This window comes from Wolbachia endosymbiont (group A) of Apotomis capreana, assembly GCF_964027025.1.
Taxonomy (GTDB): domain Bacteria; phylum Pseudomonadota; class Alphaproteobacteria; order Rickettsiales; family Anaplasmataceae; genus Wolbachia; species Wolbachia pipientis.
Genome location: NZ_OZ034721.1, coordinates 693,627 through 717,884, shown reverse-complemented (window position 1 = coordinate 717,884; position 24,258 = coordinate 693,627). Strand labels below are relative to the sequence as shown.

Here is a 24,258-nt window from a genome sequence, read left to right as displayed (position 1 = left end):
GCTATATGGCTATTAGATAACTGACAACAAATCTATCTTCGGATATTAAAACGTTATGGGTTCTGCATGCAGAACCTGTTGTCATAAATTCAAAATTTAAACCTTTTTGTTCCATAAGATAGGACTTCACTGAAGAACTTGGTATATTGCGTGTTTTACCAGTACCTATTAACAAAATTTCTATTTCCTCTGTTAAAAAAGATTCAAAATACTCCTTGCTGTTTATATCACTTTCTTTCAATTTTATCACCTTTTCAGGAAAAATTATAATTGAGCCATAATATTCTTGATTGTTTACCAAAAATTTTCCTTCCCTGTAACCATTTATAAGATTTTTATTCTCGGAAATTAAGGGCATAAGTCAAACTATTAATTGAGTGTCACATACCCACCATTCTGGTTGCTTTTTTCCGATATTAACTGCAGCAGCTTTTGCATTTTCCTCACTATCGAATATTCCAAAACATGATACACCACTGCCTGACATGCGAGAAAGTATAGAGCCTTCTTGTGACTCAAGTGTTGATATCACATCCTTAATTTCAGGTACAAAGCTTATTGCTATTTCTTGAAGATCGTTTCTCGTCTCTTTAAGAAGCTTCAACAAATCCTTTTCAGCGTCATCGCTCCATTTAATTGGCTCAGAAAATTTTCCTTCATGTTTGGAAAATACCTCTGGTGTACTCAAAAACCTTTTTTTCGGTTTCACAAGCACCACATTTGTAGGTAAAGAGAATTTTTTAATGTGGCATAATTCTTCGCCAATACCTCTAACAAAAACTGGCTTGCTATCTACGCTTGCGGGAACATCAGCACCAACGTTTAAGGCTATTTCATTTAAAATCGTCCTATCAATCTCCCACAGCTTCCCTAGCGTACGTACCACAGCTCCAGCATCTGAGGATCCGCTACCAAGTCCTGCAGCAATTGGTATGTTTTTTACAACCTTTACAGTGACTTTAGTGCGTACAGGAGCATGCCTAAGCAGCAGATTAACCGCTTTCATTACAGTGTTATATTGGTTATTTATTTTAGACTCGGAGTTTATAAATTCAACTGTAGAGTTATCGTATCTAGAATCCTTCTCACCTACTTTTATTTCCAAAAAATTAGAGAGATTAGCAAAGACAAATAAACCTTCAATCAAGTGATACCCTGTTTCTTTTTTGTCTACAACATGCAAAAAAAGATTGATTTTTGCAGGCGCCTTTACACAAAAACTTTTCATTATATATCTTCACTAACACTATTTTTACATTATATGTATAATGCTATTCTAGTCAACTTTTATAAGGTTCTCGCACTTCTGATGAGATCAAATGCCATAAATCCTAATTTCTCTGTGTGGGTAAATGCGTCCGCTGGTACAGGCAAAACAAAAATCTTAATAGACAGAGTATTGAGACTTTTATTAGAAAACAAAAGAAATATTCTTTGCTTAACATTCACCAATGCTGCAGCAAACGAAATGGAGAATCGCATTCACAGCATACTCAGTAAGTGGGCAATATGTTCAGAGAGTGAATTAATAATGGATCTGGAACAACTAGACCTATTGCAAATCAGAAAAAAAGAAACCTGGATCCCAGTGTCACGCACTGGGATGACAGGGGATGGCGCAGAAATAACGGAGAATGATGCTGAGGTGATAGCACCACATAACCACGATTTAAGTGAAAATCCAGTAGCCCACCCTTCGATGTCATCCCAGCATCCCTACTTGTCATCCCAGTGCGTGACACTGGGATCCAGAAAAAATAAAGATTATTTAACCAAAGCAAGAAGGCTTTTCTCTGAACTGGAAAATCTTGGTCTAACTATACAAACCATACACGCTTTCTGTTACAAATTAATCTCCAGCTTTCCTATAGAAGCTGGCATTGCTCCAAATTGCACGCTGAGTGAATGTAAAGAATTACATTCCATCATATTCAATAAAGTGCTTCATAACGAAACTGTGCAGGATGATATCAACCTTATTGCAACTGAAATTGATGAAAATAAACTACGCGATTTGCTTTATACTTTATGTATAAAAAGATCGATATCAGCAAATGATTCGAAATATATCAAAGATAAATTGAGCGCCCCAGATGAAATTCATGACTTACAGAGTGAAACAATCGAGCACGTGGAAAGACTAGCCGAGATATTAAGTGAAGGCAGTAAAAGAGATCAGAGTTATAGTGAAATACTTTATTCTACTGTCATCCCAGCTGGGATCCAGAAAAAAAGAACCAGTGTCAGCTACTCGGATGATACCGGAATAAAGTGGAATGACACCAAAATAGAAAACCTAGCCAAGGTATTTCTAAAATCAGAATCGCACGAAAAAAAGAGCATATCATCCATTGCAACAAAAAGTATTTTGGAGAAATTCAAAGATGCAGAGCAAATAATAGAGAGCGTTCAGAATGTAGTATTTACCCATACAAGAGACATGAACTCTTATCAAATATTCAAGAGAACCAGTAGCTTACTTGGTATATTTAAAGTATATGTTGATCTATACAGTAGCGAAAAATCAAAAAATGCACTGCTTGATTACAATGATATAATTGACTTAGCAACAAATCTTCTCAGCAACCCAGATCATAAAGATTGGGTATTGTTTAACTTAGATCAAAAAATAGATCACATCCTTGTTGACGAGGCACAAGACAATAGCATCAGTCAGTGGAAAATTATAACAAATCTCTGCGATGAATTTTTTGCCGGTAATGATGAAAAGCGAACCTTATTTGTTGTTGGTGACGTAAAACAATCCATATACAGATTTCAAGGAGCAAATCCCCATCTATTCAACTATATGCAACAATACTTTCATACGAAAACTGGTGGTAGAGATTGGATATCATGCCAACTTGAAAAGTCATTTCGTTCAACTCCAGAAGTTTTGATGCTTGTAGATAGAATATTTAATAACTTCCGCGCAGAAATATCTTTTAATGATAATGAAATAAAACATGTTCCACATAGAGAAAATGACCAAGGATATATTGAAATTTGGCCAGCGTTACCAAGGCGCAAAGAGAAAGAACAGCAAGCTTTACAAATTCCTCTGACATGCAGGGAAAATTATATAATAGCAGACCGATTACTTGCTCAAACAATAGCCAACAGAATTCACAATTGGTTAAATGAAGGGCGAATTTTAGTCGCTAAAGATCGCCATATAGAACCAAGAGACATTATGGTTCTGGTACGACAACGAAACGTGTTAGTTGATTACATAATAAGCGAACTTAAAAAAGCAAACGTGCCAGTTGTAGGCCGAGATTATTTTAGAATTATGGACTATATAGCCGTGCAGGACTTAATAGCTTTGGCCGAATTTTTACTCCTCCAGGCAAATGATTTAGCTCTTGCAAATGCTTTAAAATCACCGCTATTTAATTTCACCGAGGATGATTTATTTAACATTGCATACGACCGTAAAGAGCATTCACTATGGGAAAGAATTCAGGATTATTCTGTGGTTATCTATAGTGAATTAAACTATCTCATTAACTTATCTCGCACAGAATCCCCTCTCGCATTATTCACGCATATACTGCGCACAGGTAAGAAGAAATTTGCTGCAAGGCTAGGTCTTGAGTGCTTCGAGGTTCTAGACGAATTTATGAACCTTGTGTTGCAATTTGAGAACCCATCTCTTCAAGCATTTGTTCAATGGATCAAGGAGAATAACCCAGAGATTAAGAATGATATGCAATCAGAACGCAATGCTGTGCGAATAATGACAATTCACAAATCAAAAGGTCTGCAAGCTCCAATAGTATTTTTGGTTGATACAAACACAGTGCCAAGAAACAGTGAAAGCATTATCTTTGATGGAACGGAAGCACCATTTTGGTGTGGAAAAAACAACAACGCTTATTGTGATCAAGTAAAAAGAGAGAAAAAACTAGAGGATTATAATGAATATTTGCGTTTATTATACGTAGCACTCACACGTGCTGAAGATGAGTTATACATCTTAAGTAAAGAGCCAGTGCAAAAGGGCTCTTGGTATGATCTAATCACTAAGTACGGAGAGCCATATGAAAAGAAACAAAGGAGTTTACAGCCAATATTTAAAGAAAAAGTTGAAGTGCTATGTGTGAACGCAAACTACCCTTACATTTATAAAAAACGTGATTACTTTGACGTTCCGGTCATTTCCCTTCCACCAGCTTTAGCCTACTCTTCGGTGTCATCCCAGCGCGTGACGCTGGAATCCAGTGAAAAAGAAGGAGCAGAATGGATCCCAGTGTCAGCTACTTGGATGACAGATGGTTATACAAGAGGCCTAATAATTCACAGCATATTGCAGTATATGCCCAAGATAGAAAAAGAAAGGAGAAAAAACTGGGTCAGAAAATACCTTGATAACATCAGTGAAGATAAGGATGAAATTTACAGTAAAATATTAGCCTTTAATGAAAAATATGGCTATTTGTTTGACTTGGAAGGCAAATCAGAGATTACACTGAGTGGAACAATTGATGGCAAGTCAGTATTAGTACGACTAGATAGGCTATGCATAACGCAAGATAAAGCAATCATAATTGACTACAAATCACACCGTAACGTTTCTGTTTCCTTATTAAATGAAATAAAAAAACAGATGTTAATCTATAAAACCTTAGTACAAGAAATATATCCAAACAAGCAAGTAGAGTGCGTGGTTATTTGGGTGGAAGATTTAACCATTCAATCTGACTTTTAACGAAACTTGATTGCAAGAAATAGCTACTACGTCATACCACCGCGAACCGTCATACCGCCACTCCTTTCTCGTCATCCCGCTACGTGTTAGCGGGATCTCAGCATAGCTATCTTAAAGCTAAGTAATATAAGTCAACCCAGCTAGGATTCTTTTGATTGATCAAATTAATTTTCCACTGCCTTGGCCATTCTTTCAGGCGCCTTTCTCTTGCAATAGCTAAACTTATATCTTCAAACTCTTCAAAATATACAAGTTTATTTACATTATATCTTGATGTAAAACCTGAAACAATTTTGTTTTTGTGTTCCCAAATCCTCTTGATCAAATTTGCAGTTACACCAATATATAATGTGCTATTAGCTTTATTTGTAAGTATATAGATATATGATAACTTCATCTTAATCGTTTATAGCTAAAGTAACTGAGGTTTACCAACATTATACTACACCATCATACCACAATAAAACTTACCGTCATGCCGCCGCAGATAGATCCCGCTAACACGTAGCGGAATGACGATTGTCGGTAAATCTAAGTTACTGTAGCTATAAAGGCTTTCACAACAACCTATTTTCCTTGAAACTAAAATAGCTACTGAATGTAATAATAATGTGATCTATTAATTCTATTCCTATACTTTGGCAAGCTTCTGCTAGTTGTCTAGTGAGAGATATATCGCTATTTGAAGGTTGTGTATCTCTGCTTGGATGATTGTGAGATATTACAATGGATGTTGAACCAATCAAAAGTGCGCGCTTGATGATCTCTCTGACATAAAGAGGAGTTTGATCTACTGTACCAATATTTTGCAGGTCTTCCGCTATTAGACGATACTTTTTATTCATATAGATGACGCGAAAATTTTCCTTATTGAGGCTTCCTATACTTATTCTTAAATAATCAAGCAATTTTTCCCAGTTATCGATTATAGGCAGGTCTTTTATTTCTTCTCTTGCAGAACGAACAAAGGCTTGTTTTACACAAAAGATGGCAGATATCGCTGCATTGCTGACACCATCAACGTTTTGCAGCGCTTCCAGGTCAGCATTAAAAACTTTATTCAAACTGCCAAAATTTTCTATCAAACTCTTTGCTATCGGCTTTACATCAATTCTACTGTATGCTGAATATAAAATGTGCTCTAAAACCTCATAATCAAGTAATGATTGTCCATTATCTAAAATAATTTTCTCCCTTAGGCGCTTTCTATGCCCCTTTTTGTAATTTTTCATCATCAATGAATTGCTTATCTCTTGTATAATAAGAAATTAGATTTTTAAGTAAAATATTTAATAAAGCGCATGACGCACAATTGTAAGAACATTCATTTTTAAAGACAGCAAATGGTGTCATGAAAGTAGCTGAGACACTGTCCTCCTTTGTCATCCGAGTAGCTGACACTGGTTCCTTTACGACGGCAGTGCCCAGAGGTGTCATCCCAGTGCGTGCACATAGTGCAAAAAATTAAAAATAAGACGCCAATACGTAATACTGTTGTCGTTTAATCTGCACAGATTGAAGATAAATGAATACCTTCAGTATCATGATAAAGGGGCTGGCGAAGGGTGTCAAGTAGTTTTTAGCTCTGCCTTCTAAGGCTTTTACTCGTGACAACCACTGTGCCTGCGATCTTATCGTGCCAAGTTTGACAGCGTTTGTTGAAATTTGACCATAAAAAGCCCAAGAATAATGGTGCAACTGACAATATAAAGGAAAAAAATCTCTTTGTTGCTTGTCTTAAAGTTATCTTTTCGAAAGTTTGTGCATCCACAACTCTAAGCCCAAGTAATAGTTTTCCAGGTGTAGCAGCAAACCTTACCCACATATATATTACATAGCAAAAGAGCATAATAAACTGGACTATTTGATTTAGGATTAGTAATTTTATAAGTCTACTCTGCGTTGTCTTTTCTTCCGCAGACAGTGGTGCTTGCATTGGGGATTTTGCAGCAATTTGACTTAATATTTTGCTATCCTCTGAGTTCATAAAGAGCTGATTTAAGGCTTGGCTGCAAAACTGCAAGAACAAAACGATAATAATTAAATCAAGCAATACTGATATATAGCGCCTGAGGCCCGTTACATAACATATCCCATTTTCATCTTTCTTTACCTTTTGAATAACATTTATAGAAGAAAAAATAGAAAATAAACGATCAAAAAATTTATGTAACATATATACACTTTCCAATATTTAACGTGCCCCTGGCCGGACTTGAACCAGCATGCTTTTGCAAGCAACAGATTTTGAGTCTGCCGTGTCTACCATTCCACCACAGGGGCATTAAGTTTTAATGCTATAGGCAACACGGAATTAGTCAAATTTTTTTGCCTTTACATCTTTCAAATGAGGACTAAATATTCTACAATAATCAACAGTTACTCTCAAAACTTAAAATGAATGAATTAGCTAGTCTCTTGGGTTCAAGAAGTGTAGACAAGGAAATATGTAAATTACCGCATAATCTAGAAGCTGAACAGATGCTTATTGGTGCAATGATTCGTGATAATAGAATCTGTGATGCAGTTGAAGACACAATTACAGCAGAAAATTTCTATGATCCACTGCATCAAAGTATTTTTACGCAAATATCTAAAACCAGGAAACACGGTATAGTTGCCAATGAACTGAGCCTTAAAATGTTTTTTGAAAACGACCAAGCATTTACCGAGTGTGGTGGGGTAGAGTACTTAGCAAAGCTTGCAGCGAAGGCAAGTATTGCACTTGATATTTATAGTTTGACTAGAATAATCCGTGATACTTACTTAAGGAGATGTTTAATCAAGCTCGGGCAAGAAATAGTTGGTGATAGCTACAACTACGATATTGAAAATCCTGCACAGGCGCAAATTGAACAAGCAATGACAAAATTGTTCAATTTGGCAGTAAAAAAACAAGGTGAGAAAACATATATAAAACTTGCAAGTTCAATTAAAGATGTAGTTGAGAAGATCAGCACACTGAAAAATAATCCAGAAGCGCTAGGCGTTACAACCGGACTTCAAGATCTAAATCAGCTTCTTGGTGGTCTACAAAAATCTGATTTATTAATTTTAGCTGCAAGGCCTTCTATGGGTAAAACAGCATTGGCGCTAAACATCGCACTTAATGCTTGTAAGATGTTGCAAAAAAGAGCAGATAAGCAACACCATGTAGCGTTTTTCTCACTTGAAATGTCAGCAGAACAATTAACGGCAAGATTGATTACTATAGATTCAGGAATTAGTTATTATAAGGCATTAACCGGGAGAATTAGTGATTTTGAATTGCATGAGTTTATCAATACTAGTACAGAATTATCTGAACTGCCTTTCCTCATAGATGACACCCCTGCACTATCAATTAGCGCACTTCGCACCAGAATACGTTTGTTATATCAATTATATAATGTAGAAGTGGTATTCATTGATTATCTGCAGCTAATCAGAGGAACAACAAAAAGGAGTAATGAAAATAGAGTGCAAGAAATCTCGGAAGTGACGCAGGGTTTGAAAGCAATTGCAAAGGAGCTAAATATTCCCATTGTTGCACTATCTCAGCTCTCTCGTTCTGTTGAGCAGAGGGATGATAAAAAACCACAACTTTCTGATTTACGTGATTCAGGGAGCATAGAGCAAGACGCAGATATAGTAATGTTTCTCTATAGAGAAGAGTATTATGAACTAAGAAAACAGCCAAATGAAGGAAACAATAAACATCGGGAATGGCAAGAGAAAATGGAAAAAATTAGAAACATTGCAGAGCTCATTATTGCAAAGCAGAGAAATGGACCAATTGGCAGTATGAAGCTATATTTTGACTCTAACAGAGGTGCATTTAAAGATTACACGGAAAGGCATAGTTCATAGCTTGACAGCAATCTTCTTGTTCCCAAGTTTATCAATTATTTTTTTTTATGTAAAGATAGCTTGACAACTTCTTAAAAATCCTTTTATAATGGTATTATATTTTATAATACGTGAGATGATGAATAAAAACAATGTACCCTATTATATAGCTGGAACTCTGGCTGCTTTAACTTTATTAGCATCTGGAGTGTTTGCTGCAGCTCCTTATATTGGTTTCTTAGCTCCAGTTGCAGCATTAAGTGTTGGCCTTCCATTTATTATTGGTGGTGCTGTATTTTCTGCTGTAGCTATTGCACTTTCGTATGCAGCAGTTAGTAAGAACAAAACTATTTCTGAGAAGGAAGCTCAGCTTTCTGATGAAAAAAGTAAAGTAGAAGCTAAAGGTAAAATAATTTCTGAGAAAGTAAAAGAAATATCCGAAAAAAATACTCAACTGGCTAATCAAGCAAAAGAGATAGAAGATAAAGATAAAACTATTTCTGAGAAAGATCGGGAGATTTTCAGAATGAAAAATGAGTTGGCTGCAACCAGAAGGATTAATGCTTCTCAGCCAGGTGATGCGGTAGAAATTGGTAGCGTAAACCAGCAGCTTACTAGGAAAGAGGTCGGAGTACAAGCTCAAGAGCAAAAAACTTCTGAGAAAAATACTCAACTACCTGAGAAAGAAAAAGAAATAGAAGAACTTAAACGAGGAAATGCTTTTGTTCCGCAAGCAAAGGATATCAAAGAAGTATTTACATCTGTAGCAGAAGCGTACAATAGTGGGCGCATTTCTGGTATTGTTAAGCGGCGCTGTAGTGATGTTGCGAATGACTTAAAAAATATCGTAGGTAGTGCGAAAAATGCTTATGGCACATCAATTGAGTATGTAAAAGGGAAATTTAATAATGCTGGAAATAAATTAAAAAATTTTTATGATACATCAGTTGAGTATACAAAAGGAGCACTTAACAGCGTTGGAAGCAGCTTGTACAGTAGGATTTATGGTACTAAGGTTTCTAGTCCGGAAGAGCAGTTTAAGCGTGAAGATGGATCTAAACCTAGCATGCAAGAACTAACTCGTTTGGATTATTTAAATCTTGAGGTTCTTTCCAGTGAGCAAAAGCAACGAGCTAATAGTTTGGATTATTTAAATATTGATAACGTTCCTAAGCAACCTGATCATTTAAATGTTGATGCTGCTAAAAGTTATTTAATGAGTCTTTCTGAGGATCAGGATGTATTTTATGATGCAGAATCTGGTGATGAAAAAGGTACTGAGATTTCTAGCCCAGAAAGTCAGCCAACTAAAGAAGAAAATGGTCAAGGCTGGTTTGCATGGAGCCTAGGAAAGGTTAAGTCGGCAATGACTGAAGTAGTAGTGATAGGTGCTGATGTTACTAAACCATATTGTGCTAAAGTAACTAAGGCACTTGCCACCTAACTTGAATATGTAGACAGCGGTGTGCACCGTCGTTAACTAAAGATAATCCCATCCAGGAGAAATAGTTTTTACACTATTTCTCCTCTTTAGCATCAACCCTCAAAAAAACCGGCGTAGGTTTAGGCAGCGTAATGCCTAAGCTTACGCATGCGTTGCACAGAGATTTTAAATCTCGTTGTTCTTTCGGAATTTGCAGTTGATTTAGTATCATCTCTGCTGACTTGGGAACGATTGGCTGCAATAAAATGCCTATTATCCTGATATATTCCAGTAACTTGTAAATTACTAAATTCATGCGCTCTCTGTCAGTTTTGCTTAGTGTCCAGGGTGCACTTTTGTCTATGTAGGCATTTGCTTCAGAAGAGATGTTGATGATTAGAAGTATGATATGGTTAAATTCATACTTTGATAGGTGATTCATCACTTGATCGAGTATAGCTTTGCAACCTGGAAGACTTTCTTCACCTTTAAGTAGGCTTTGATCGATTGTTGGTACAATTCCAGAACATTGCTTGTGTAAAAATGAAATTGTTCTTTGCACTAAATTGCCTATGTTGTTTGCCAGTTCTGAATTTATCCGGCTGATCATATTTTTCTTACTAAAGTTGCCATCTTGGCCGAAGCTTGCTTCCCTGAGGAGAAAATAGCGTAGCTGATCAACACCAAACTCTTGAGCGAGGCCAATTGGATCTATGACATTACCAAGGGACTTGGATATTTTCTCTCCCTCGTTCAACCACCAACCATGAACTGCAATTTGTTTTGGCAGTGGCAGGTCTGCTGCAAGGAGAATCGCTGGCCAATATACAGCATGAAAGCGCAATATGTCTTTACCGATTACATGAACGTTGAAAGAGTTGTCAGCTAGGTTTGCAGCGCTTGACACTGGAATCTGCGTTTTCCCTTGGTTTGGTGTCATTCCAGCGCGTGACGCTGGAATCTGCGTTTTGGATTCTGCCCAAAATCTTTTATATTCCTCACCTTCAGTACTAGGGAAACCTATTGATGTAAGATAATTGGTTAATGCATCTATCCAGACATAGATTACGTGTTTGTCATTACCTGGTACTTTTATTCCCCAGTTAAAACTAGTACGAGAGATTGAGAGGTCAATGAGCCCTGATCTTACAAACGATATCACTTCATTTCTTCTGCTCTCAGGAAAGATAAAACTTGGCTGATTTTTATAGAGTTCCAGTAATTTGTCTTGCCAGTTTGACAAGCGAAAAAAGTAGCTCTCTTCTTTTATCCACTGAACTTCTGCGCCTGTTGGTGCTTTGCCATCTATCAGCTCTGATTCCTGATAAAATGCTTCATCACGAACTGAATACCAACCCGAATAGGAATCCAAATATATTTGCCCTCTCTCTTCAAGTCTATTCCATAAAGCTATAACTGCTTTTTTGTGACGTTCCTCCGTAGTGCGAATAAAATCGTCATACTCAAAATTCATGAACTTAGCCAATTCTTTAAATGAAACGCTCACATCATCTGTAAATTCTTTTGGCTGCATTTCCTTTGCTTTAGCTGCTTTTTCTATTTTTTGTCCATGTTCATCTGTACCGGTGGTAAATTTGACATTTTTCCCAGCTAGTTTCATGAACCTTGCCACCACGTCACACAAGAGAGAAGTGTATGCATGACCAATATGCGGCTTATCGTTTACGTAATATACTGGCGTGGTGATGTAAAAGTTCTCGAATTGTTCCATGGTTTCGCATTTTGATAAAAATCAACTGAGTTAATTATAGTATTAAAAAGGCAGTAATAAATAAATATTGATTGGGTTAAGCATAATTTTTGAAAAAAGCTATTTACTGAAATTTTATTAAAATAAGAAACAATCAGGCATGATTATTGAAAGAACAATGAGAAATTTTCTTGTAATTCTATTTATAGTTTTCTATGCATTTGATGCACACGCTGATGGAGCAACAGATGTAATGTGTAATGTAATAGGTTACGTTCATGGAATAGGTGGACCAATGATTACAGTGGTAATAATTGGTTCAAGCTTACTTGCAATATTTGGCAGAATGCCTTGGCCTGCACTTTTCGCACTGGGTATGTTTGTTGCTATGTTTTTTGGTGCTCCTCAAATTGTAACAAAGGTAACAGAAAAAGAAGTTTGTTGTCTTTTTAAAGGTCAAACCTTGGAGAATGGAAAGTGTGTTGCTGCTCCTGGATATGAACGTGTAGGTACAGGTTATGCTTGTCGTTCCGGTTGGGCGCTAACTAATAAAGGCTACTGTATAAAAGCTGGCCAAGATCCTTCAAAGTATTGGAAGTGAAAATGGTGCTTTTATAGAGTTAAATCTAACAAACCGCAGAGTATATAATTAACATCCACGCCTTTAGTTAGATTCCACTCACGCTTTATTACGTTGTACTCCATGCCAGCCATGTTTTGCAGCGTTACATTATTTTCTCTTAAGTGATTTGCAATTTCTGACGGCTTGAGAAATTTATTCCAGTTATGTGTACCTTTTGGCAGCCAATTTAATATGTACTCTGCACCAATTATTGCAAGACAAAAGGATTTAATAGTTCTATTTATTGTGGATATAAAGATTAACCCCTCCGGTTTTAGCAGTTCTATCGCTTTTTTCATGAAAAGCTCTAAATTATCCACATGTTCAACTACTTCCATCAACAGAACCACGTCGTACTTCTTGTCATTGCTTAGCTCTTCAATGCTGGTGTGTATATATTCTATATTTAACCCTACTTTTTTTGCATGTGAATGCGCTACTTTTATGTTTTCTTCACATACATCTATTCCCACAACGTTAATGCCAACGCGTGCCATTGACTCTGACAAAATGCCACCACCACACCCGACATCAAGCAATGATAATTCTTTTAAATTGCATTTTTTTAACTCTTTTATTTTCTCAATAATGTAAGATACTCTAACAGGATTCATCATGTGCAATGGTTTGAATTTGCCGTTCTCATCCCACCACTGGCCTGCCATTTTAGCGAATTTTGATATTTCATCTTCGTTATAAGTTTTTGTTTTTTTTTTCTTAGAGGTTATATTGCTGAGTTTATCAAGGCGTTTTTTATGTCTGCTTTCTTTTGAAAATTCTGTTTCGAGGAATTGTTTGACTATGTCTTTTGCTAATCCACTCGCAGTAAACCCTGCACCAAGACACAGTACATTTGCGTTGCCATGCTCGCGAGCTAATTTTGCGATCTCAACACTGTTACATAAAGCAGCGTAGATTCCTTCAAAACGATTTGCCACAGTACTCATGCCCAAACCTGTACCACAAATTAATATCCCATAATTTGCTTTTTTGCTTGTTATATCTTCTACAACTTTAACAGCATAGTTTGGGTAATCTACACACTTTTGCTTAGCAGTGCAGCCTTGATCTACTACTCTGTAACCTAGGGCTTCCAGGTAAGTTTTTATTTCTGATTTTAATTCATAACCAGCATGATCTGAGGCAATTGATACTATACCTAACATATAAGAAATAAGGACATTTTATATGGGTTTGAACTTTCTGTCAAGTCATTCAATGCTTCTGACCTTTTGGGAGTTCTAAAGCTATAGCTAAGGTTTTCCTACGTCATACCGCAATTCATTCCACAACTGTACGAACATTGTGATTTGAGAATAATCTCCGCCAGGAAGGGTGTCATCCCAGTGCTTTGGCACTGAGATCCAGAAAACTTAATTTTAAATAAGTACACCAGATAGCTGTATAATAAGAACTGGATTCCAGTGTCAAGCACTGGAATGACACCTTCTGTATAAATATTAAGAAATTTACCAAACGAAAAAAAAGGCAAAAGAAGCCCCGTGGTTGGCTAATTACTTACATTATACTTTCAAGTATGGCGTTTTTTTATTCTAAACACTTAATAACCGCGATTTAGCTGCTTTTAAGCCGCAACTAATCTAAATTATAAACGTTAAGAAATTTACTAAACAGAAAAAAAGGCAAAAGAAACCCTAGGGTAGCTAGTTATTCACTATCCATTTTTTAAGTTGGCGTTTTTTAATGTTTTAAATGCTTTATAAGCGTATTTCAGCTTGTGTAGGTCAAAACCCGGAAATTTGATAAAGACATAAGGTGCACATAGTGCAAAAAATTAAACATGAGACGCCAGATACGTTGAGTTTTTTTGTCATTTAATCTGTACAGAGAAGATAAATAAATAGCTTCAGTTTCATGATAAGGGCGCTGGCGAGGTTTGTCAAGGAAGTTTTTTGTTTCTGTGGGCTACCTGGATGACAGGATTGCTCTTGAATTTGTATAGCTACATTGTCGGTAAATCTAAATTGCTTTAGTTATAGAAATAAATTTCGAGTCAGATGTGTATAAATTCTATATAATTTTTATCCTACTACTAATTTAACAAGATGGATCATATAGATATTATAAAATCAAAATTATTATTATCCGACATAGTAGGTAAAAAAGTCAGATTAATAAAAAGAGGAGATAGTTTTGTTGGGCTCTGTCCATTTCATAACGAAAAAACCCCATCTTTTTCGGTGAGCAATACTAAGGGGTTATATTACTGTTTTGGTTGTTCAGCTAGTGGTGATGCATTTGAATTTATTTCACAAACTGAAGGATTAAGCTTTAAAGAAGCATTGGAAAAATTAGCATCGGTTACAGGTGTTGAACTGCCCAAAAATCTTAGTATTACAAAAGAGAACAATAAACTATTTTTAGTGCTTGATTTAGCTGCAAATTGGTTTGCACAAAAAAATCAGGGCGTTGTAGATTATTTAAAGCAGCGTAAGATTTCACCTAAAATCATAGATAAATTTAAGATAGGTTATGCACCAAGCTCTGGTTTGAAAGAGTATTTAAACTCTTCAGGTATTGAAGACAGAATTTTGATTGATATTGGATTAGTAAACAAAAATTTTCGTGATTATTTTTATGACCGGCTGATATTTCCTATACAGAGCATTGCAGGGAGAGTTATTGGTTTTGGCGGACGTGCGCTAAGTTCTGAGCAACAGCCGAAATATTTAAACAGTCCAGAGAGTCAGCTCTTCAAGAAGAGGGAGAATTTATACGGATTAAACTTTGCTTTAAGCGAAATACGTAAAAAACAGCACATACTCGTTGTTGAAGGATATATGGACGCTATAGCGCTACATCAAGCAGGAATTAGTAATGCAGTTGCTCCGCTTGGTACCGCAATTTCTGCAGAGCAGATAAAAAATCTATGGAGATTTGCTAAAGAAATCTCCATCTGTATGGATGGCGATAGTGCTGGACGTCATGCTGCTACTCGAGTTGCAGAACTTGCTCTGCCAATATTAGAGCCTGGATACACGTTAAAATTTGTGACTTTGCCGAGTAATAAAGATCCATACGATATATGTAACGAACTGGAATACAAGAAAGAAGACGTATTGATTGCGCTTGATCACTCAACAAAACTTCATTCTGAATATTTATGGCATCACATAATCGATAGCAATTTGCAAAATTATGAAAAACTTGCTCCGGAAAAATATTCAATTCTTGAGCACAAGTTCATGGAATATGTAAATACTATTAGCAACAGCAGTATTAGAAGGTATTACAGAGATTATTTTTACAATAAGGCTAGTGAACTAAGAAGTAGCTTCAAAAAACAGATTTTTAATAGTAAAACTAGAGCAACAAAAGGTGAGTATCTTCATAACAAATCTCCAGAGCTAATTGAAGCAGAGCAAAATCAGGCCGTAATTTTGCGTATAGCCGTAGAATTTCCTGAAATCTTGAACCGTCCTATATTTTTTGAGCAATTTTCTCATTTTGAATTTACTAATGAGATGAAAAGATTACAACAGCGTATAATTGATGTAATAAGTAACAAAAGCAAACTCGATAAAGAGGCTTTGTTACAAGAATTGAAACAGTTTAACGTTATAAAGTATGTATTTGAAAAAACTAGTGTACTAAATAGCCAACTGAACGAGAGAAAATCTGCAGAAATTGTGTGGAATAATATAGTGTTACTAAAAGAGTTAAATGCATTACGAAAAGAAAGAACCGAAGCGAGGCTGAGCGGTAATCTTGACTTAGAGGAAAGGTTGATAGAACAAATAAAGCAAATAGAAAGCAGTATACAAGAAATGCAAATGGAGTTTATTGAAAAGTAGATATCGTCTCGTTAGTCAACAAGAAAATTACAAAATAAGACAATATTTTACATAAGATTGAAATTTTTAACTAATTAAGCCTTCCTCTAACAGCTTTGCCCTGTAGTTTTTGATATGGTTAGGATCACTTGAAAATGTATAATTTTTGTAGTTAGCTCTGCTGAGCATATAAAGTTTACTATTGACTTTTATCACATTATCTCACATTATCTCACATAATATGCATGTGAGAAGAATATGAACTGGAAGAATTTTCGTCTTAGTACGCGTCTCAACCTAGAAGGGCCTGTAATTGAGCAAGTGTACGAGTTAATTACTGCAGTTGATAGTGTTAAAAATAGCTGGCAGATAACGAAAAAACTACTACCACAAACAATTGAAAGATTAACTCATTCAGTTATTGTTACATCTTCTGGCGCTTCTAACCGTATTGAAGGAAATCGTCTAACCGATAAAGAAGTTGAGGATCTATATAAAAACCTACGTGTCAAAAAATTTAAAAATAGAGATGAGCAAGAAATTGCTGGCTACTTAGAAATGCTTAAACTAATATTTCATGATTATACGGATATTCCAATTAGTGAGTCATCAATATTGCACATTAACAACCAGATGCTACTTTATAGTGAAAAAGATTTGTATCATAGAGGAAAATACAAAGCAAGTTCTAATAGAGTTGAGGCAAAAGATCAGAATGGAAAAGTTGTTGGTATAATTTTTGATCCCACACCACCTTACCTTGTTAGAAAGGAAGTACAAGAGCTTATTGATTGGTATCACTGGTCCTTAAATAATAAATTTAAGCATCCTCTTATTATTGTTGCTAACTTTGTTTTTGAGTATTTGGCAATACACCCTTTTCAAGATGGAAATGGCAGAACTAGTAGATTGATAACTAATTTAATGCTGTTGCAGCAGGGTTATGATTTTGTATCTATTGTATCACATGAAAAGATAATTGAAACTAACAAACTTGATTACTATTTAGCGCTTAATAAAACACAAAGTAGCTGGAAAAGTGGCAAAGAAGATATTTCCCCATGGTTAATATTTTTTCTTAATGTGCTCAAAACGCAAGCAAATGAGGCGCATTATATTCTTGAGAGGGAGAATACTGAATATTTATTATCAAGAAAACAATTATTCTTCTGGGAGTGGGCACTTAGCCTTGCAGATAAAGAATTTAGTAGAAAAGATGCTATAGAAGCTCTAGGATTTCCTCCAAGAACAGTAGAGGCAATTACAAAGAAACTGCTAGGGATGAAATACTTACAGCGTCTTGGAGAAGGCAAAGCCACTAGATATAAAGTTATTATTTAAAAGTTTTAGTATGTTTTTCGAGATTTTTTTAAATCCAGTCTTATGCACAACTTTGTTTGCAATTTTATTCGATTAAAAATTGCATTTTAGCAATAAAAAACTTACTTATTATAGGAAAATCTTGTGTTTGTTCTCATATAAAACTATTTATGGAGTGACAATGGTACATGTATTATACTTACATTTCTGATTCGAAAATTTATGCAGTTGTTTCTAACAAGATTGGTCAACAAATTCTATTGTTTAAAGATGAGAAATAAAGTAATCATCATTTCCAGTATTGCTTTTATTCTACTGTTTTTTATCAGCAGTGCATTTTTAAAAAAAGATCAGGCGGTTCATAGCGATAATGCAACTAGTAGCTTTTCAGTAAAAACTCAAGAATGTGCGCCGCAAAACCGCACTATATATTTAAATTTTTCTGGTACAGTAAATCCCTTACATAGAGCTAGCCTTGTCTCAAAAATAAGTGGTAAGATTATTGCTATTTATTTACCTGATGGTGAAAAGGTAAAAAGAGATGATGTAGTGTTAAAGATAGAAGATTATGACAGGATTGAGCAAGCTCAGAAAGCCAAAGCTTTATTAAAGCAGCGTGAAATTGAGTATGATTCCTCTCACAAACTGAATAAAAAAGGCTATGGGGCACAAATACAAGTAGAAGCAGCTTTTACTGCGTTACAAAGTGCAAAAGCTGACCTAAAAAGGCTAGAATTGGATTTAGAAAATACTGCAGTCACATCTCCTATAGATGGTTATATTGATAAAATCAATGCAAACGAAGGGGATTTTGTTAATGCTGGGCAAAAAATAGCTGACGTGGTTAATTTCGATCAAATTCTTGTAGTGTTATACGTTTCGGAAAATGAAGTAAATAAAATAGAGCTAGGCAGCACAGCTCAAATTAATTTGCTGGACGGAAAAGAATTGGCAGGTGAAGTAAGTTTTATTAGTAAAATTGCTGAGCCTAAAACTGGGTCTTATAGGGTAGAAGTAAAGGTAACTAATAATAAAATGATATCCTTGCAGGGACTAACTGCCAACGTAAGGCTACCTTCAGGCGAAAGATTTGCATATAAAGTTCCTTCTTCAGCCCTGAGCTTAAGTGACGAAGGTGCTCTTGGAATAAAGATTGTTGATGATAATAATTATGTAGTATTTGCACCAATAGAAATTGTTGATCATGAGAGCGATGGGGTTTGGATAGTAGCAAATAACGAAGGTAAACCCATAAAGTTAATAGTATTGGGCCACCTATTTGTTAAGCCTGGTGATAAGGTTTAAGACATAAGATCCTTTGACCTTACCCAGAAAAAGTGGAGAGAAAGTTTGGAATGTTTTTCACAAAGAGAATGATGAATCAAAATGCTCAGGAATGCAATAGTTAATAGTGACGTTGTTTGTTATAAAAAATTTCTATATATTCAAATATAGCAGTTTTGATATGCTGTTTAGAGTGCCGAGAGGTGTCTATTGGTAACTCCCTTTTTAGAGAACTGAAGAAGCTTTCCACAACAGAATTGTCGTAACAACAGCCTTTATTACTCATCTATATTCTTTACAGCTAAGAGATATTGATACCCTTGCGCAGTATATTGTGAACCTTGGTCACTGTGCAGCAGTAGATTTTTAACAGGTTTACGCCTATTAATGGCCATTAATAAAGAGTTCATAACCAATTGTTTATTTATTGCACTACTCATTAACTACCATACGTGAGAATTATTGCTGCCAAATATAGCCATCCCTCCTTGGTTTTGATGTAAGTAATCCCATACTTTATTTGGTTGATCAACAATAAAGTTTTGATCTAGTATATTGGGAGCTACAGCTCTATTATCTGTTTGTTGTTTTTTAATTTTAAACTTTCTTCTCAGTATAGCCCTGATGTCATTTTTCTGCATAATACTTTGCACCGTTTTCAAATTGCAACTTTTACCCAAAGCCTTCAATTCAGCATGAATTTTAGGAGCTCCATATCTACATTTAGAAACTTGATATATTTTTTGAATAGCTTCGAGTAGCTCTTTATTTGCTGATTCTCTACTGCTTATTTTTCTTGTGGTCCACTTATAGTAGCCACTAGCAGAAAATCCTACATAATTCCTGTACTTTATAGCAGTTACTATATAAAAAAATATTTTACTCCTTTTGACTGGCCAGGGCTTTTTTTTAAATGTCTCTTTCCCTTGTTACTCTTGCTTTGTAAATCAAACCTCTCTTTGTCATAAGGTGCTACATCTGGAAATGCATTTGCCGCTGACTTTTTTTCGTTATATTTCTTCATCCATTTTCCTAATACACTATCCCTTATTCCTAGATCTCTTGCTACTTTTGCAACTGGTTGACCTACCTTTCTTTGTTCATTTGCCAGCTTAACAGCTTCCAATTTGAATTCTGCCGTATATTCTCTTACCATTTCTAATCCTCCAAAATTTTATTTTACCCGAAAAAACTCCTTTCTTTCTCTCCACTTTTTCTGGGTAAGGTCACTACTGCTATTCCACGTCAAGAACAACCATAAGTTCATTAGGGTTCACATAACCTAAAGCATTTTTTGCTTGCTCATCAAGCAGATCTAAATCTAAGCTTTTTTCATATAAGCCAAATACTTTGTTGTCCAACTTTTCCTTTTCAGAAGAGACATCCTTTAGCAAAAGTTTATTGTACTCGATTTCTTTTTTTAAATCGATTAACGTCAATAAGCCACGTTTACCTGTAATTGTGCTAATGCTGAAATATAATGTAAGGGAAGAAATGAGTAAGGCTGCGCTTAAACACAGTAACTTTTGCTTCTTTTTAGATATAAGCACCGTACTTTCACATATAAAAAATATATAACATGAAAAGGTGAACAAAAAGCTAAGAACCTTGACGCGCTTTACACCTTGGCTTTACCTTATTTATAATGTAAATCTTACCACCCCTTTTCACAACTTTACAATTTTTATCTCTGTTACGATGAGATTTTAGCGACCCTTTGACTTTCATATCTATAGTAAGAATTAAATTACTTTACATTATAATCACTTATCAAGAGTTAGTCAATTGATAACATTTTATTAAAATATTGTATAATTGTTGCTGATACTTCTTCGATCGACTTTTGCGTGACATCGATAATTGGCCAGTTATTCTGTTTAAAGAGCTCCTCTGCTTCTTTAATTTCCTTTTCTACTTTCTCAGGGTTAGCATATATATTATTATCTTCGTTGTTAATTGAAGTAAGTCTATTTTTGCGTATTTCTATTAGCCTACTTACGTCTATTGTTACCCCTATCGTTAGTTTATTTTTTAATTTTGCCAAGTCGACATAAAAGGGTACCCCACTAACAAAAGGAATATTTGCAACCTTATAGCCTCGGTAAGCTAAATACGTACTGGTGGGAGATTTTGATGTACGTGAAACTCCAACCAAAATTATATCTGCTTTATCAATATCTTGAATATTTTGTCCATCATCATGATTAATAGTGTAGTTTATTGCCTCAATGCGCTGAAAATATTCGTTATTTATCTCAGTATGCAAGTCAAGCTTTTCGTCTTTTTCAATTTCAAGATAAGACGAAATTTCTCTAATAATATGTGATAATATTGCTCTATAGGGAATTTTCAACTTTATACAGTTATCTTTTAGATATTTTCTTAGCTCATCATCAGTAATAGTGCATATAACAAAATTATGCTCATCACTTTTCCTATTAATTTCCTCCAGAATTTTGTCAATCTGCTCTTCTCCTTTTACAAAAGACCAAACATATTCGATCGTTTCTACAGAACGAAAGTGTTTCAGAGCTGATTTTGCAACTGATATAACAGTTTCACCACTTGAATCTGATACTAAGTGTAGATTAAGCTTTTTAAGGGTCATATACTAAAAATAATAGCTAGCAATCTGCTACTGAAATTATGCTAATTTGTTGACCTACGTAAATATAGAAAAACTATCCTGTTGATAAAACTCAAACTAATTGGTAAATTCTTAACACAATTATTCTCAAAACGAATGTTTTTATTAAAGCCTACAAATTTCTCTTATTTTTCTAAGAAAGCTCTACCTTGGCTTGGGGTTATTTGTTTCGCATGTTTTTTAATTGGAATGTCTTTGGCGTTATTCTTCTCTCCAGAAGATTATAAACAAGGAGAAATTGTACGAATCATGTACATTCATGTGCCTTCTGCATGGCTTGCTCTTGGAATATATGGATTAATTGCATCACTTGGTTTCATTTCATTGGTATGGAACAATAGCATTGCTAGTGTCTTGGCACATGCTGCTGCTCCTGCAGGGACAGTCTTTTCGGCAATATGCTTAATCACAGGCAGCATCTGGGGAAAAGGAACCTGGGGCACTTGGTGGGTATGGGATGCAAGGCTTACTTCAATGCTGATTTTATTTTTCCTATATGTTGGCTACCTTTCATTGTGGAGCGCTTTTGATAATGAAGCGAGGGCAGAAAAATCAGCAGCAGTATTTGCCATCTTTAGTGCTATAAATATTCCTATAGTAAAATTTTCCGTGAATTTATGGTCCACTCTCCATCAGCCAGCAAGCATTTTGAGAAAAGGTGGAATAGCAATAGAAAGTTCCCTGCTGTTGCCACTGGTTGCAATGTTTATGTTTTGTGCCACATTTTTTTTAGTAGTGTGGATACTGTATTCACTTTACTTAATTAATTTATATAAGATAAAGAGAGAAATCAGTATGCGGTATTAGGCCGAGAGATGAAAATAGAACACACCACATCACCAAGTAGCAAAGACATTGAATTCCTACTCAAAAAGATTAATGAAGAAACCGTTGATAAAGGTACGTGTAACCCATTTGCTTTTTTTATTCGCGATGATACTGAACAAATTATTGTAGGTTGTAGCGGTTTTGTTATCTATGGTTCAATTTACACTGACTTGCTTTGGGTGCACTCTGATTATAGAAGAAAAGGTATGGGAAAGCAGCTAATGGAAGAAGTTCATGATTATGGTCGTGAGATGCACTGTAAAATAGCAACCGTTGCAACCATGAATTTTCAAAAAGCGAAAGTATTTTATGAAAAGCTTGGGTATAAGTGTGATCTTGTACGTCCAGGGTATGTTAACATGTATATTTTTGAAGAAAGTGTTGTGAGATGCACTGTAAAATAGCAACCGTTGTAACCATGAACTCTAAAATATTTAAAGAGCCTACTAATATCTTTAAGGTAAATGTTCATGTGATTCCGCAGAATAATTCTGTTTTTTGATTCTATCTGTCCATTTATCATTTTCTATATCTTGTTTGTTGGTTGCTTTTTTTTCTTGCTCAACAATTGCCTTATCTATCTCCTTATGAATTGCATCAATTGCATTAATCGCACCTCCTTTTTTGTATACTTCGCTTTTCCCTTCAATAATTAACTTAATAAAAGTATTTACAACAGACTGCACTTGATTATGATTAACCTGACCTTTTGTCAAAGAAGGTAAAGAGCCTAATTCCATCAATACTTCTGGTGCTCTTTTATCTTGAGTGGAAAGTCCTAAATTATCTGCTACTTTACTTATTAATAACTCTCTGTGTTCTTTATTATCTTCCAATTTAGCATAATCACTCAATAGATCTATAACGGTAGATACTCTGACTTCAACAACATCATCAACATCTTCATCTTCTAGAGCAACTCCTGACCCCAATAACCTCTCTCTGAGATTTTCGCTTAAAAGATTGATAAATTCTTCATTTGCATCTGATCCTGTGGTTGATATTGTACCATCTAAATAGTTACTTTGAGCACCGAAGCCATGCTCTATTTGTATTTTTGTCTCAGGTTTAAATCCTAATTTTGCACAGAATTTCTGAAAATATTCTTTAATAATGTCAAACAAGCTCTTGCCATTATCTTTATAATTTTTTAACTCTTTAGGAATAGTAAGTGACAATTTACCATCTCTGTATGTTACAAAGTCTTCACCATTGTGAGATTCAATTGTAAATTCCAATGAACTAGACAGATTACATATCTTATCGCCATGCATAACTTGATTTTTAACAGAGAGTATTGGTAGCCTCATATCAGATCTAATTCTCACATTATTTTGGTTAGCACAATCAATGTTTATTACTTTTTTAGGATTTTCTACTATGAACGACTGTCCAAGTGCAAGTTGGGTTTGTATAAATGGAGCAGCCTCATACCCTGCTTGATTACAATTGGTAACTAGCTCTTCTAAAATAGCATCACTTGGAACTTCTGCCCCAGCGTATCTGAACATTTTTTTGAAAACTTCTTTTGCAAAGGAACGGTAATCCTTGTTTTCATCTTTCTCTGTTGGTAATAGATGGATATACCTTTGGCCAGCATTGTAAAATTCTTCAAATTCTTTCTTATATGAATCGGTTTTTTGATGATTGGCAGTTTTGGAATTTTCACAGTGATTTTTCCATAGCTCACCCAATGCATTACTTACAAGCTCTTTCTCAATATCTTCGAGTACTGAAGCAACAAAAGCTTTGCCATGATCCGTATCTATTTCTCTTGTTCCTTTTTTGTTAAATATTTCGTCATTATATATATCATCACTATTAAAAAGTTCGCTTTTGCGGTGCTTAGCTCCTTCCTTAAATGCAATAATAAGATTTTTATCTATTTCTTTTCCGTTAATAATAAAATTCATCCTTTGAAAATCTAAGAACATTGTTTCACCGGAATTCGCTAATTTATTATCTTGATCTGCTCTTAATTTACTAAAATTGAACTCTTTAGCTGTGGCCTTTAATCTAACTACTGGACTCTTATTATTTTTTCCTTTTGTCTCTTTCATAAATAACACCTTACTGTAAATATGCTGTAA

The 24,258-nt window shown here is 35.1% G+C and carries 25 protein-coding genes, 1 tRNA gene and 1 pseudogene; 10 read left to right on the top strand and 17 right to left on the bottom strand.

The window, feature by feature from the left end:
* Position 1 precedes the first annotated feature (1 nt).
* Positions 2-358, bottom strand: coding sequence for an Mth938-like domain-containing protein (locus AAGD50_RS03565; protein WP_285534872.1), 357 nt, complete (start codon positions 356-358; stop codon positions 2-4).
* A gap of 3 nt (positions 359-361) precedes the next feature.
* Positions 362-1,228 (bottom strand): 4-(cytidine 5'-diphospho)-2-C-methyl-D-erythritol kinase, encoded by an 867-nt coding sequence (locus AAGD50_RS03560; protein ID WP_006280386.1) that lies wholly within the window; start codon positions 1,226-1,228, stop codon positions 362-364.
* 81 nt (positions 1,229-1,309) lie between these two features.
* Between AAGD50_RS03560 and AAGD50_RS03555 the strand changes: the two genes are divergently transcribed.
* A complete protein-coding gene (locus AAGD50_RS03555) occupies positions 1,310-4,711 on the top strand; it encodes a UvrD-helicase domain-containing protein (protein ID WP_341809990.1) in 3,402 nt (1,133 codons plus the stop codon).
* Positions 4,712-4,817: 106 nt separating this feature from the next.
* On the opposite strand, the gene AAGD50_RS03550 is transcribed toward AAGD50_RS03555, so the two are convergent.
* The 5 genes from AAGD50_RS03550 to AAGD50_RS03530 form a co-directional block, all read right to left on the bottom strand.
* A complete protein-coding gene (locus tag AAGD50_RS03550) occupies positions 4,818-5,108 on the bottom strand; it encodes a GIY-YIG nuclease family protein (protein ID WP_007549156.1) in 291 nt (96 codons plus the stop codon).
* A 160-nt stretch (positions 5,109-5,268) separates the two neighbouring features.
* Positions 5,269-5,943, bottom strand: a complete 675-nt coding sequence (gene radC / locus AAGD50_RS03545; protein ID WP_006280440.1) for a RadC family protein — start codon at positions 5,941-5,943, stop codon at positions 5,269-5,271.
* Entirely contained in the window at positions 5,918-6,148 is a 231-nt protein-coding gene (locus AAGD50_RS03540; protein ID WP_041573522.1) for a hypothetical protein, read from the bottom strand. The genes radC and AAGD50_RS03540 overlap by 26 nt, the downstream gene beginning before the upstream one ends.
* A 142-nt stretch (positions 6,149-6,290) precedes the next feature.
* Entirely contained in the window at positions 6,291-6,887 is a 597-nt protein-coding gene (locus tag AAGD50_RS03535) for an RDD family protein (protein ID WP_064124935.1), read from the bottom strand.
* A gap of 24 nt (positions 6,888-6,911) precedes the next feature.
* Positions 6,912-6,994, bottom strand: a tRNA-Leu gene (locus AAGD50_RS03530).
* Between the two features lie 114 nt (positions 6,995-7,108).
* Between AAGD50_RS03530 and AAGD50_RS03525 the strand changes: the two genes are divergently transcribed.
* Together AAGD50_RS03525 and AAGD50_RS03520 are read left to right on the top strand one after the other, a co-directional pair.
* A complete protein-coding gene (locus AAGD50_RS03525; RefSeq protein ID WP_264724130.1) occupies positions 7,109-8,560 on the top strand; it encodes a replicative DNA helicase in 1,452 nt (483 codons plus the stop codon).
* An 88-nt stretch (positions 8,561-8,648) separates the two neighbouring features.
* Positions 8,649-9,983 carry a hypothetical protein gene (locus tag AAGD50_RS03520; RefSeq protein ID WP_264724129.1) on the top strand — a complete coding sequence of 445 codons (1,335 nt, stop codon included), beginning with the start codon at positions 8,649-8,651 and terminating at the stop codon, positions 9,981-9,983.
* Positions 9,984-10,056: 73 nt separating this feature from the next.
* Here the strand turns inward: AAGD50_RS03520 and metG are convergent, their stop codons facing one another.
* On the bottom strand, positions 10,057-11,694 hold the full coding sequence (gene metG, locus AAGD50_RS03515) for a methionine--tRNA ligase (protein ID WP_264724128.1): 1,638 nt from the start codon (positions 11,692-11,694) through the stop codon (positions 10,057-10,059).
* A gap of 139 nt (positions 11,695-11,833) precedes the next feature.
* On the opposite strand from metG, the gene AAGD50_RS03510 reads away from it, so the two are divergent.
* On the top strand, positions 11,834-12,274 hold the full coding sequence (locus tag AAGD50_RS03510; protein ID WP_264724127.1) for a TrbC/VirB2 family protein: 441 nt from the start codon (positions 11,834-11,836) through the stop codon (positions 12,272-12,274).
* A gap of 11 nt (positions 12,275-12,285) precedes the next feature.
* Here the strand turns inward: AAGD50_RS03510 and ubiG are convergent, their stop codons facing one another.
* Complete coding sequence (gene ubiG, locus AAGD50_RS03505; RefSeq protein WP_341809989.1) at positions 12,286-13,461, bottom strand: bifunctional 2-polyprenyl-6-hydroxyphenol methylase/3-demethylubiquinol 3-O-methyltransferase UbiG; 1,176 nt, start codon at positions 13,459-13,461, stop codon at positions 12,286-12,288.
* Positions 13,462-13,656: 195 nt separating this feature from the next.
* On the opposite strand from ubiG, the pseudogene AAGD50_RS06810 reads away from it, so the two are divergent.
* The 4 genes and pseudogenes from AAGD50_RS06810 to AAGD50_RS03490 all read left to right on the top strand — a co-directional run.
* Positions 13,657-13,743, top strand: a pseudogene (locus tag AAGD50_RS06810) (WPE palindromic element domain-containing protein); the annotation flags it as partial.
* A gap of 618 nt (positions 13,744-14,361) precedes the next feature.
* Positions 14,362-16,110 carry a DNA primase gene (dnaG, locus tag AAGD50_RS03500; protein ID WP_264724126.1) on the top strand — a complete coding sequence of 583 codons (1,749 nt, stop codon included), beginning with the start codon at positions 14,362-14,364 and terminating at the stop codon, positions 16,108-16,110.
* A 237-nt stretch (positions 16,111-16,347) separates the two neighbouring features.
* Positions 16,348-17,430 (top strand): Fic family protein, encoded by a 1,083-nt coding sequence (locus AAGD50_RS03495; RefSeq protein WP_213863077.1) that lies wholly within the window; start codon positions 16,348-16,350, stop codon positions 17,428-17,430.
* A gap of 201 nt (positions 17,431-17,631) precedes the next feature.
* Positions 17,632-18,714 carry an efflux RND transporter periplasmic adaptor subunit gene (locus tag AAGD50_RS03490; RefSeq protein ID WP_264724125.1) on the top strand — a complete coding sequence of 361 codons (1,083 nt, stop codon included), beginning with the start codon at positions 17,632-17,634 and terminating at the stop codon, positions 18,712-18,714.
* A gap of 100 nt (positions 18,715-18,814) precedes the next feature.
* Here the strand turns inward: AAGD50_RS03490 and AAGD50_RS03485 are convergent, their stop codons facing one another.
* The 7 genes from AAGD50_RS03485 to AAGD50_RS03455 all read right to left on the bottom strand — a co-directional run bounded on the left by AAGD50_RS03485 (position 18,815) and on the right by AAGD50_RS03455 (position 21,301).
* A complete protein-coding gene (locus AAGD50_RS03485; RefSeq protein WP_141456809.1) occupies positions 18,815-18,979 on the bottom strand; it encodes an IS3 family transposase in 165 nt (54 codons plus the stop codon).
* Entirely contained in the window at positions 18,972-19,133 is a 162-nt protein-coding gene (locus tag AAGD50_RS03480; protein ID WP_010082071.1) for a DDE-type integrase/transposase/recombinase, read from the bottom strand. Before AAGD50_RS03480 ends, AAGD50_RS03485 begins: the two co-directional genes overlap by 8 nt.
* Positions 19,134-19,136: 3 nt before the next feature.
* Positions 19,137-19,433 (bottom strand): IS3 family transposase, encoded by a 297-nt coding sequence (locus AAGD50_RS03475; protein WP_094189604.1) that lies wholly within the window; start codon positions 19,431-19,433, stop codon positions 19,137-19,139.
* A 122-nt stretch (positions 19,434-19,555) separates the two neighbouring features.
* Complete coding sequence (locus tag AAGD50_RS03470) at positions 19,556-19,849, bottom strand: transposase (protein WP_264723898.1); 294 nt, start codon at positions 19,847-19,849, stop codon at positions 19,556-19,558.
* Positions 19,850-19,928: 79 nt separating this feature from the next.
* The gene (locus AAGD50_RS03465; protein ID WP_233700147.1) at positions 19,929-20,132 is read right to left on the bottom strand and encodes a septum formation initiator family protein; all 204 of its coding nucleotides are present in this window, start codon (positions 20,130-20,132) and stop codon (positions 19,929-19,931) included.
* A gap of 160 nt (positions 20,133-20,292) precedes the next feature.
* On the bottom strand, positions 20,293-20,421 hold the full coding sequence (ykgO, locus tag AAGD50_RS03460; protein WP_006279631.1) for a type B 50S ribosomal protein L36: 129 nt from the start codon (positions 20,419-20,421) through the stop codon (positions 20,293-20,295).
* A 49-nt stretch (positions 20,422-20,470) separates the two neighbouring features.
* Positions 20,471-21,301: a pyruvate, water dikinase regulatory protein gene (locus tag AAGD50_RS03455; RefSeq protein WP_006280267.1), complete on the bottom strand. Its 831-nt coding sequence runs from the start codon at positions 21,299-21,301 to the stop codon at positions 20,471-20,473.
* Positions 21,302-21,436: 135 nt separating this feature from the next.
* Here AAGD50_RS03455 and ccmC point away from each other — a divergent pair, with 135 nt between their 5' ends.
* Positions 21,437-22,147: a heme ABC transporter permease CcmC gene (gene ccmC, locus AAGD50_RS03450; RefSeq protein WP_010962525.1), complete on the top strand. Its 711-nt coding sequence runs from the start codon at positions 21,437-21,439 to the stop codon at positions 22,145-22,147.
* 8 nt (positions 22,148-22,155) lie between these two features.
* Positions 22,156-22,572 (top strand): GNAT family N-acetyltransferase, encoded by a 417-nt coding sequence (locus tag AAGD50_RS03445; protein WP_083250453.1) that lies wholly within the window; start codon positions 22,156-22,158, stop codon positions 22,570-22,572.
* 51 nt (positions 22,573-22,623) lie between these two features.
* Here the strand turns inward: AAGD50_RS03445 and AAGD50_RS03440 are convergent, their stop codons facing one another.
* The gene (locus AAGD50_RS03440) at positions 22,624-24,228 is read right to left on the bottom strand and encodes a hypothetical protein (protein WP_265041191.1); all 1,605 of its coding nucleotides are present in this window, start codon (positions 24,226-24,228) and stop codon (positions 22,624-22,626) included.
* Positions 24,229-24,258 lie beyond the last annotated feature (30 nt).

Coding starts and splice junctions, on each gene's coding strand:
- AAGD50_RS03565 (WP_285534872.1), bottom strand. CDS start 358: ATGCCCTTAATTTCCGAGAATAAAAATCTTATAAATGGTTACAGGGAA.
- AAGD50_RS03560 (WP_006280386.1), bottom strand. CDS start 1,228: ATGAAAAGTTTTTGTGTAAAGGCGCCTGCAAAAATCAATCTTTTTTTG.
- AAGD50_RS03555 (WP_341809990.1), top strand. CDS start 1,310: ATGAGATCAAATGCCATAAATCCTAATTTCTCTGTGTGGGTAAATGCG.
- AAGD50_RS03550 (WP_007549156.1), bottom strand. CDS start 5,108: ATGAAGTTATCATATATCTATATACTTACAAATAAAGCTAATAGCACA.
- radC (WP_006280440.1), bottom strand. CDS start 5,943: ATGAAAAATTACAAAAAGGGGCATAGAAAGCGCCTAAGGGAGAAAATT.
- AAGD50_RS03540 (WP_041573522.1), bottom strand. CDS start 6,148: ATGACACCTCTGGGCACTGCCGTCGTAAAGGAACCAGTGTCAGCTACT.
- AAGD50_RS03535 (WP_064124935.1), bottom strand. CDS start 6,887: ATGTTACATAAATTTTTTGATCGTTTATTTTCTATTTTTTCTTCTATA.
- AAGD50_RS03525 (WP_264724130.1), top strand. CDS start 7,109: ATGAATGAATTAGCTAGTCTCTTGGGTTCAAGAAGTGTAGACAAGGAA.
- AAGD50_RS03520 (WP_264724129.1), top strand. CDS start 8,649: ATGGTATTATATTTTATAATACGTGAGATGATGAATAAAAACAATGTA.
- metG (WP_264724128.1), bottom strand. CDS start 11,694: ATGGAACAATTCGAGAACTTTTACATCACCACGCCAGTATATTACGTA.
- AAGD50_RS03510 (WP_264724127.1), top strand. CDS start 11,834: ATGATTATTGAAAGAACAATGAGAAATTTTCTTGTAATTCTATTTATA.
- ubiG (WP_341809989.1), bottom strand. CDS start 13,461: ATGTTAGGTATAGTATCAATTGCCTCAGATCATGCTGGTTATGAATTA.
- dnaG (WP_264724126.1), top strand. CDS start 14,362: ATGGATCATATAGATATTATAAAATCAAAATTATTATTATCCGACATA.
- AAGD50_RS03495 (WP_213863077.1), top strand. CDS start 16,348: ATGAACTGGAAGAATTTTCGTCTTAGTACGCGTCTCAACCTAGAAGGG.
- AAGD50_RS03490 (WP_264724125.1), top strand. CDS start 17,632: ATGCAGTTGTTTCTAACAAGATTGGTCAACAAATTCTATTGTTTAAAG.
- AAGD50_RS03485 (WP_141456809.1), bottom strand. CDS start 18,979: ATGAGTAATAAAGGCTGTTGTTACGACAATTCTGTTGTGGAAAGCTTC.
- AAGD50_RS03480 (WP_010082071.1), bottom strand. CDS start 19,133: ATGAGTAGTGCAATAAATAAACAATTGGTTATGAACTCTTTATTAATG.
- AAGD50_RS03470 (WP_264723898.1), bottom strand. CDS start 19,849: ATGGTAAGAGAATATACGGCAGAATTCAAATTGGAAGCTGTTAAGCTG.
- ykgO (WP_006279631.1), bottom strand. CDS start 20,421: ATGAAAGTCAAAGGGTCGCTAAAATCTCATCGTAACAGAGATAAAAAT.
- AAGD50_RS03455 (WP_006280267.1), bottom strand. CDS start 21,301: ATGACCCTTAAAAAGCTTAATCTACACTTAGTATCAGATTCAAGTGGT.
- ccmC (WP_010962525.1), top strand. CDS start 21,437: ATGTTTTTATTAAAGCCTACAAATTTCTCTTATTTTTCTAAGAAAGCT.
- AAGD50_RS03445 (WP_083250453.1), top strand. CDS start 22,156: ATGAAAATAGAACACACCACATCACCAAGTAGCAAAGACATTGAATTC.
- AAGD50_RS03440 (WP_265041191.1), bottom strand. CDS start 24,228: ATGAAAGAGACAAAAGGAAAAAATAATAAGAGTCCAGTAGTTAGATTA.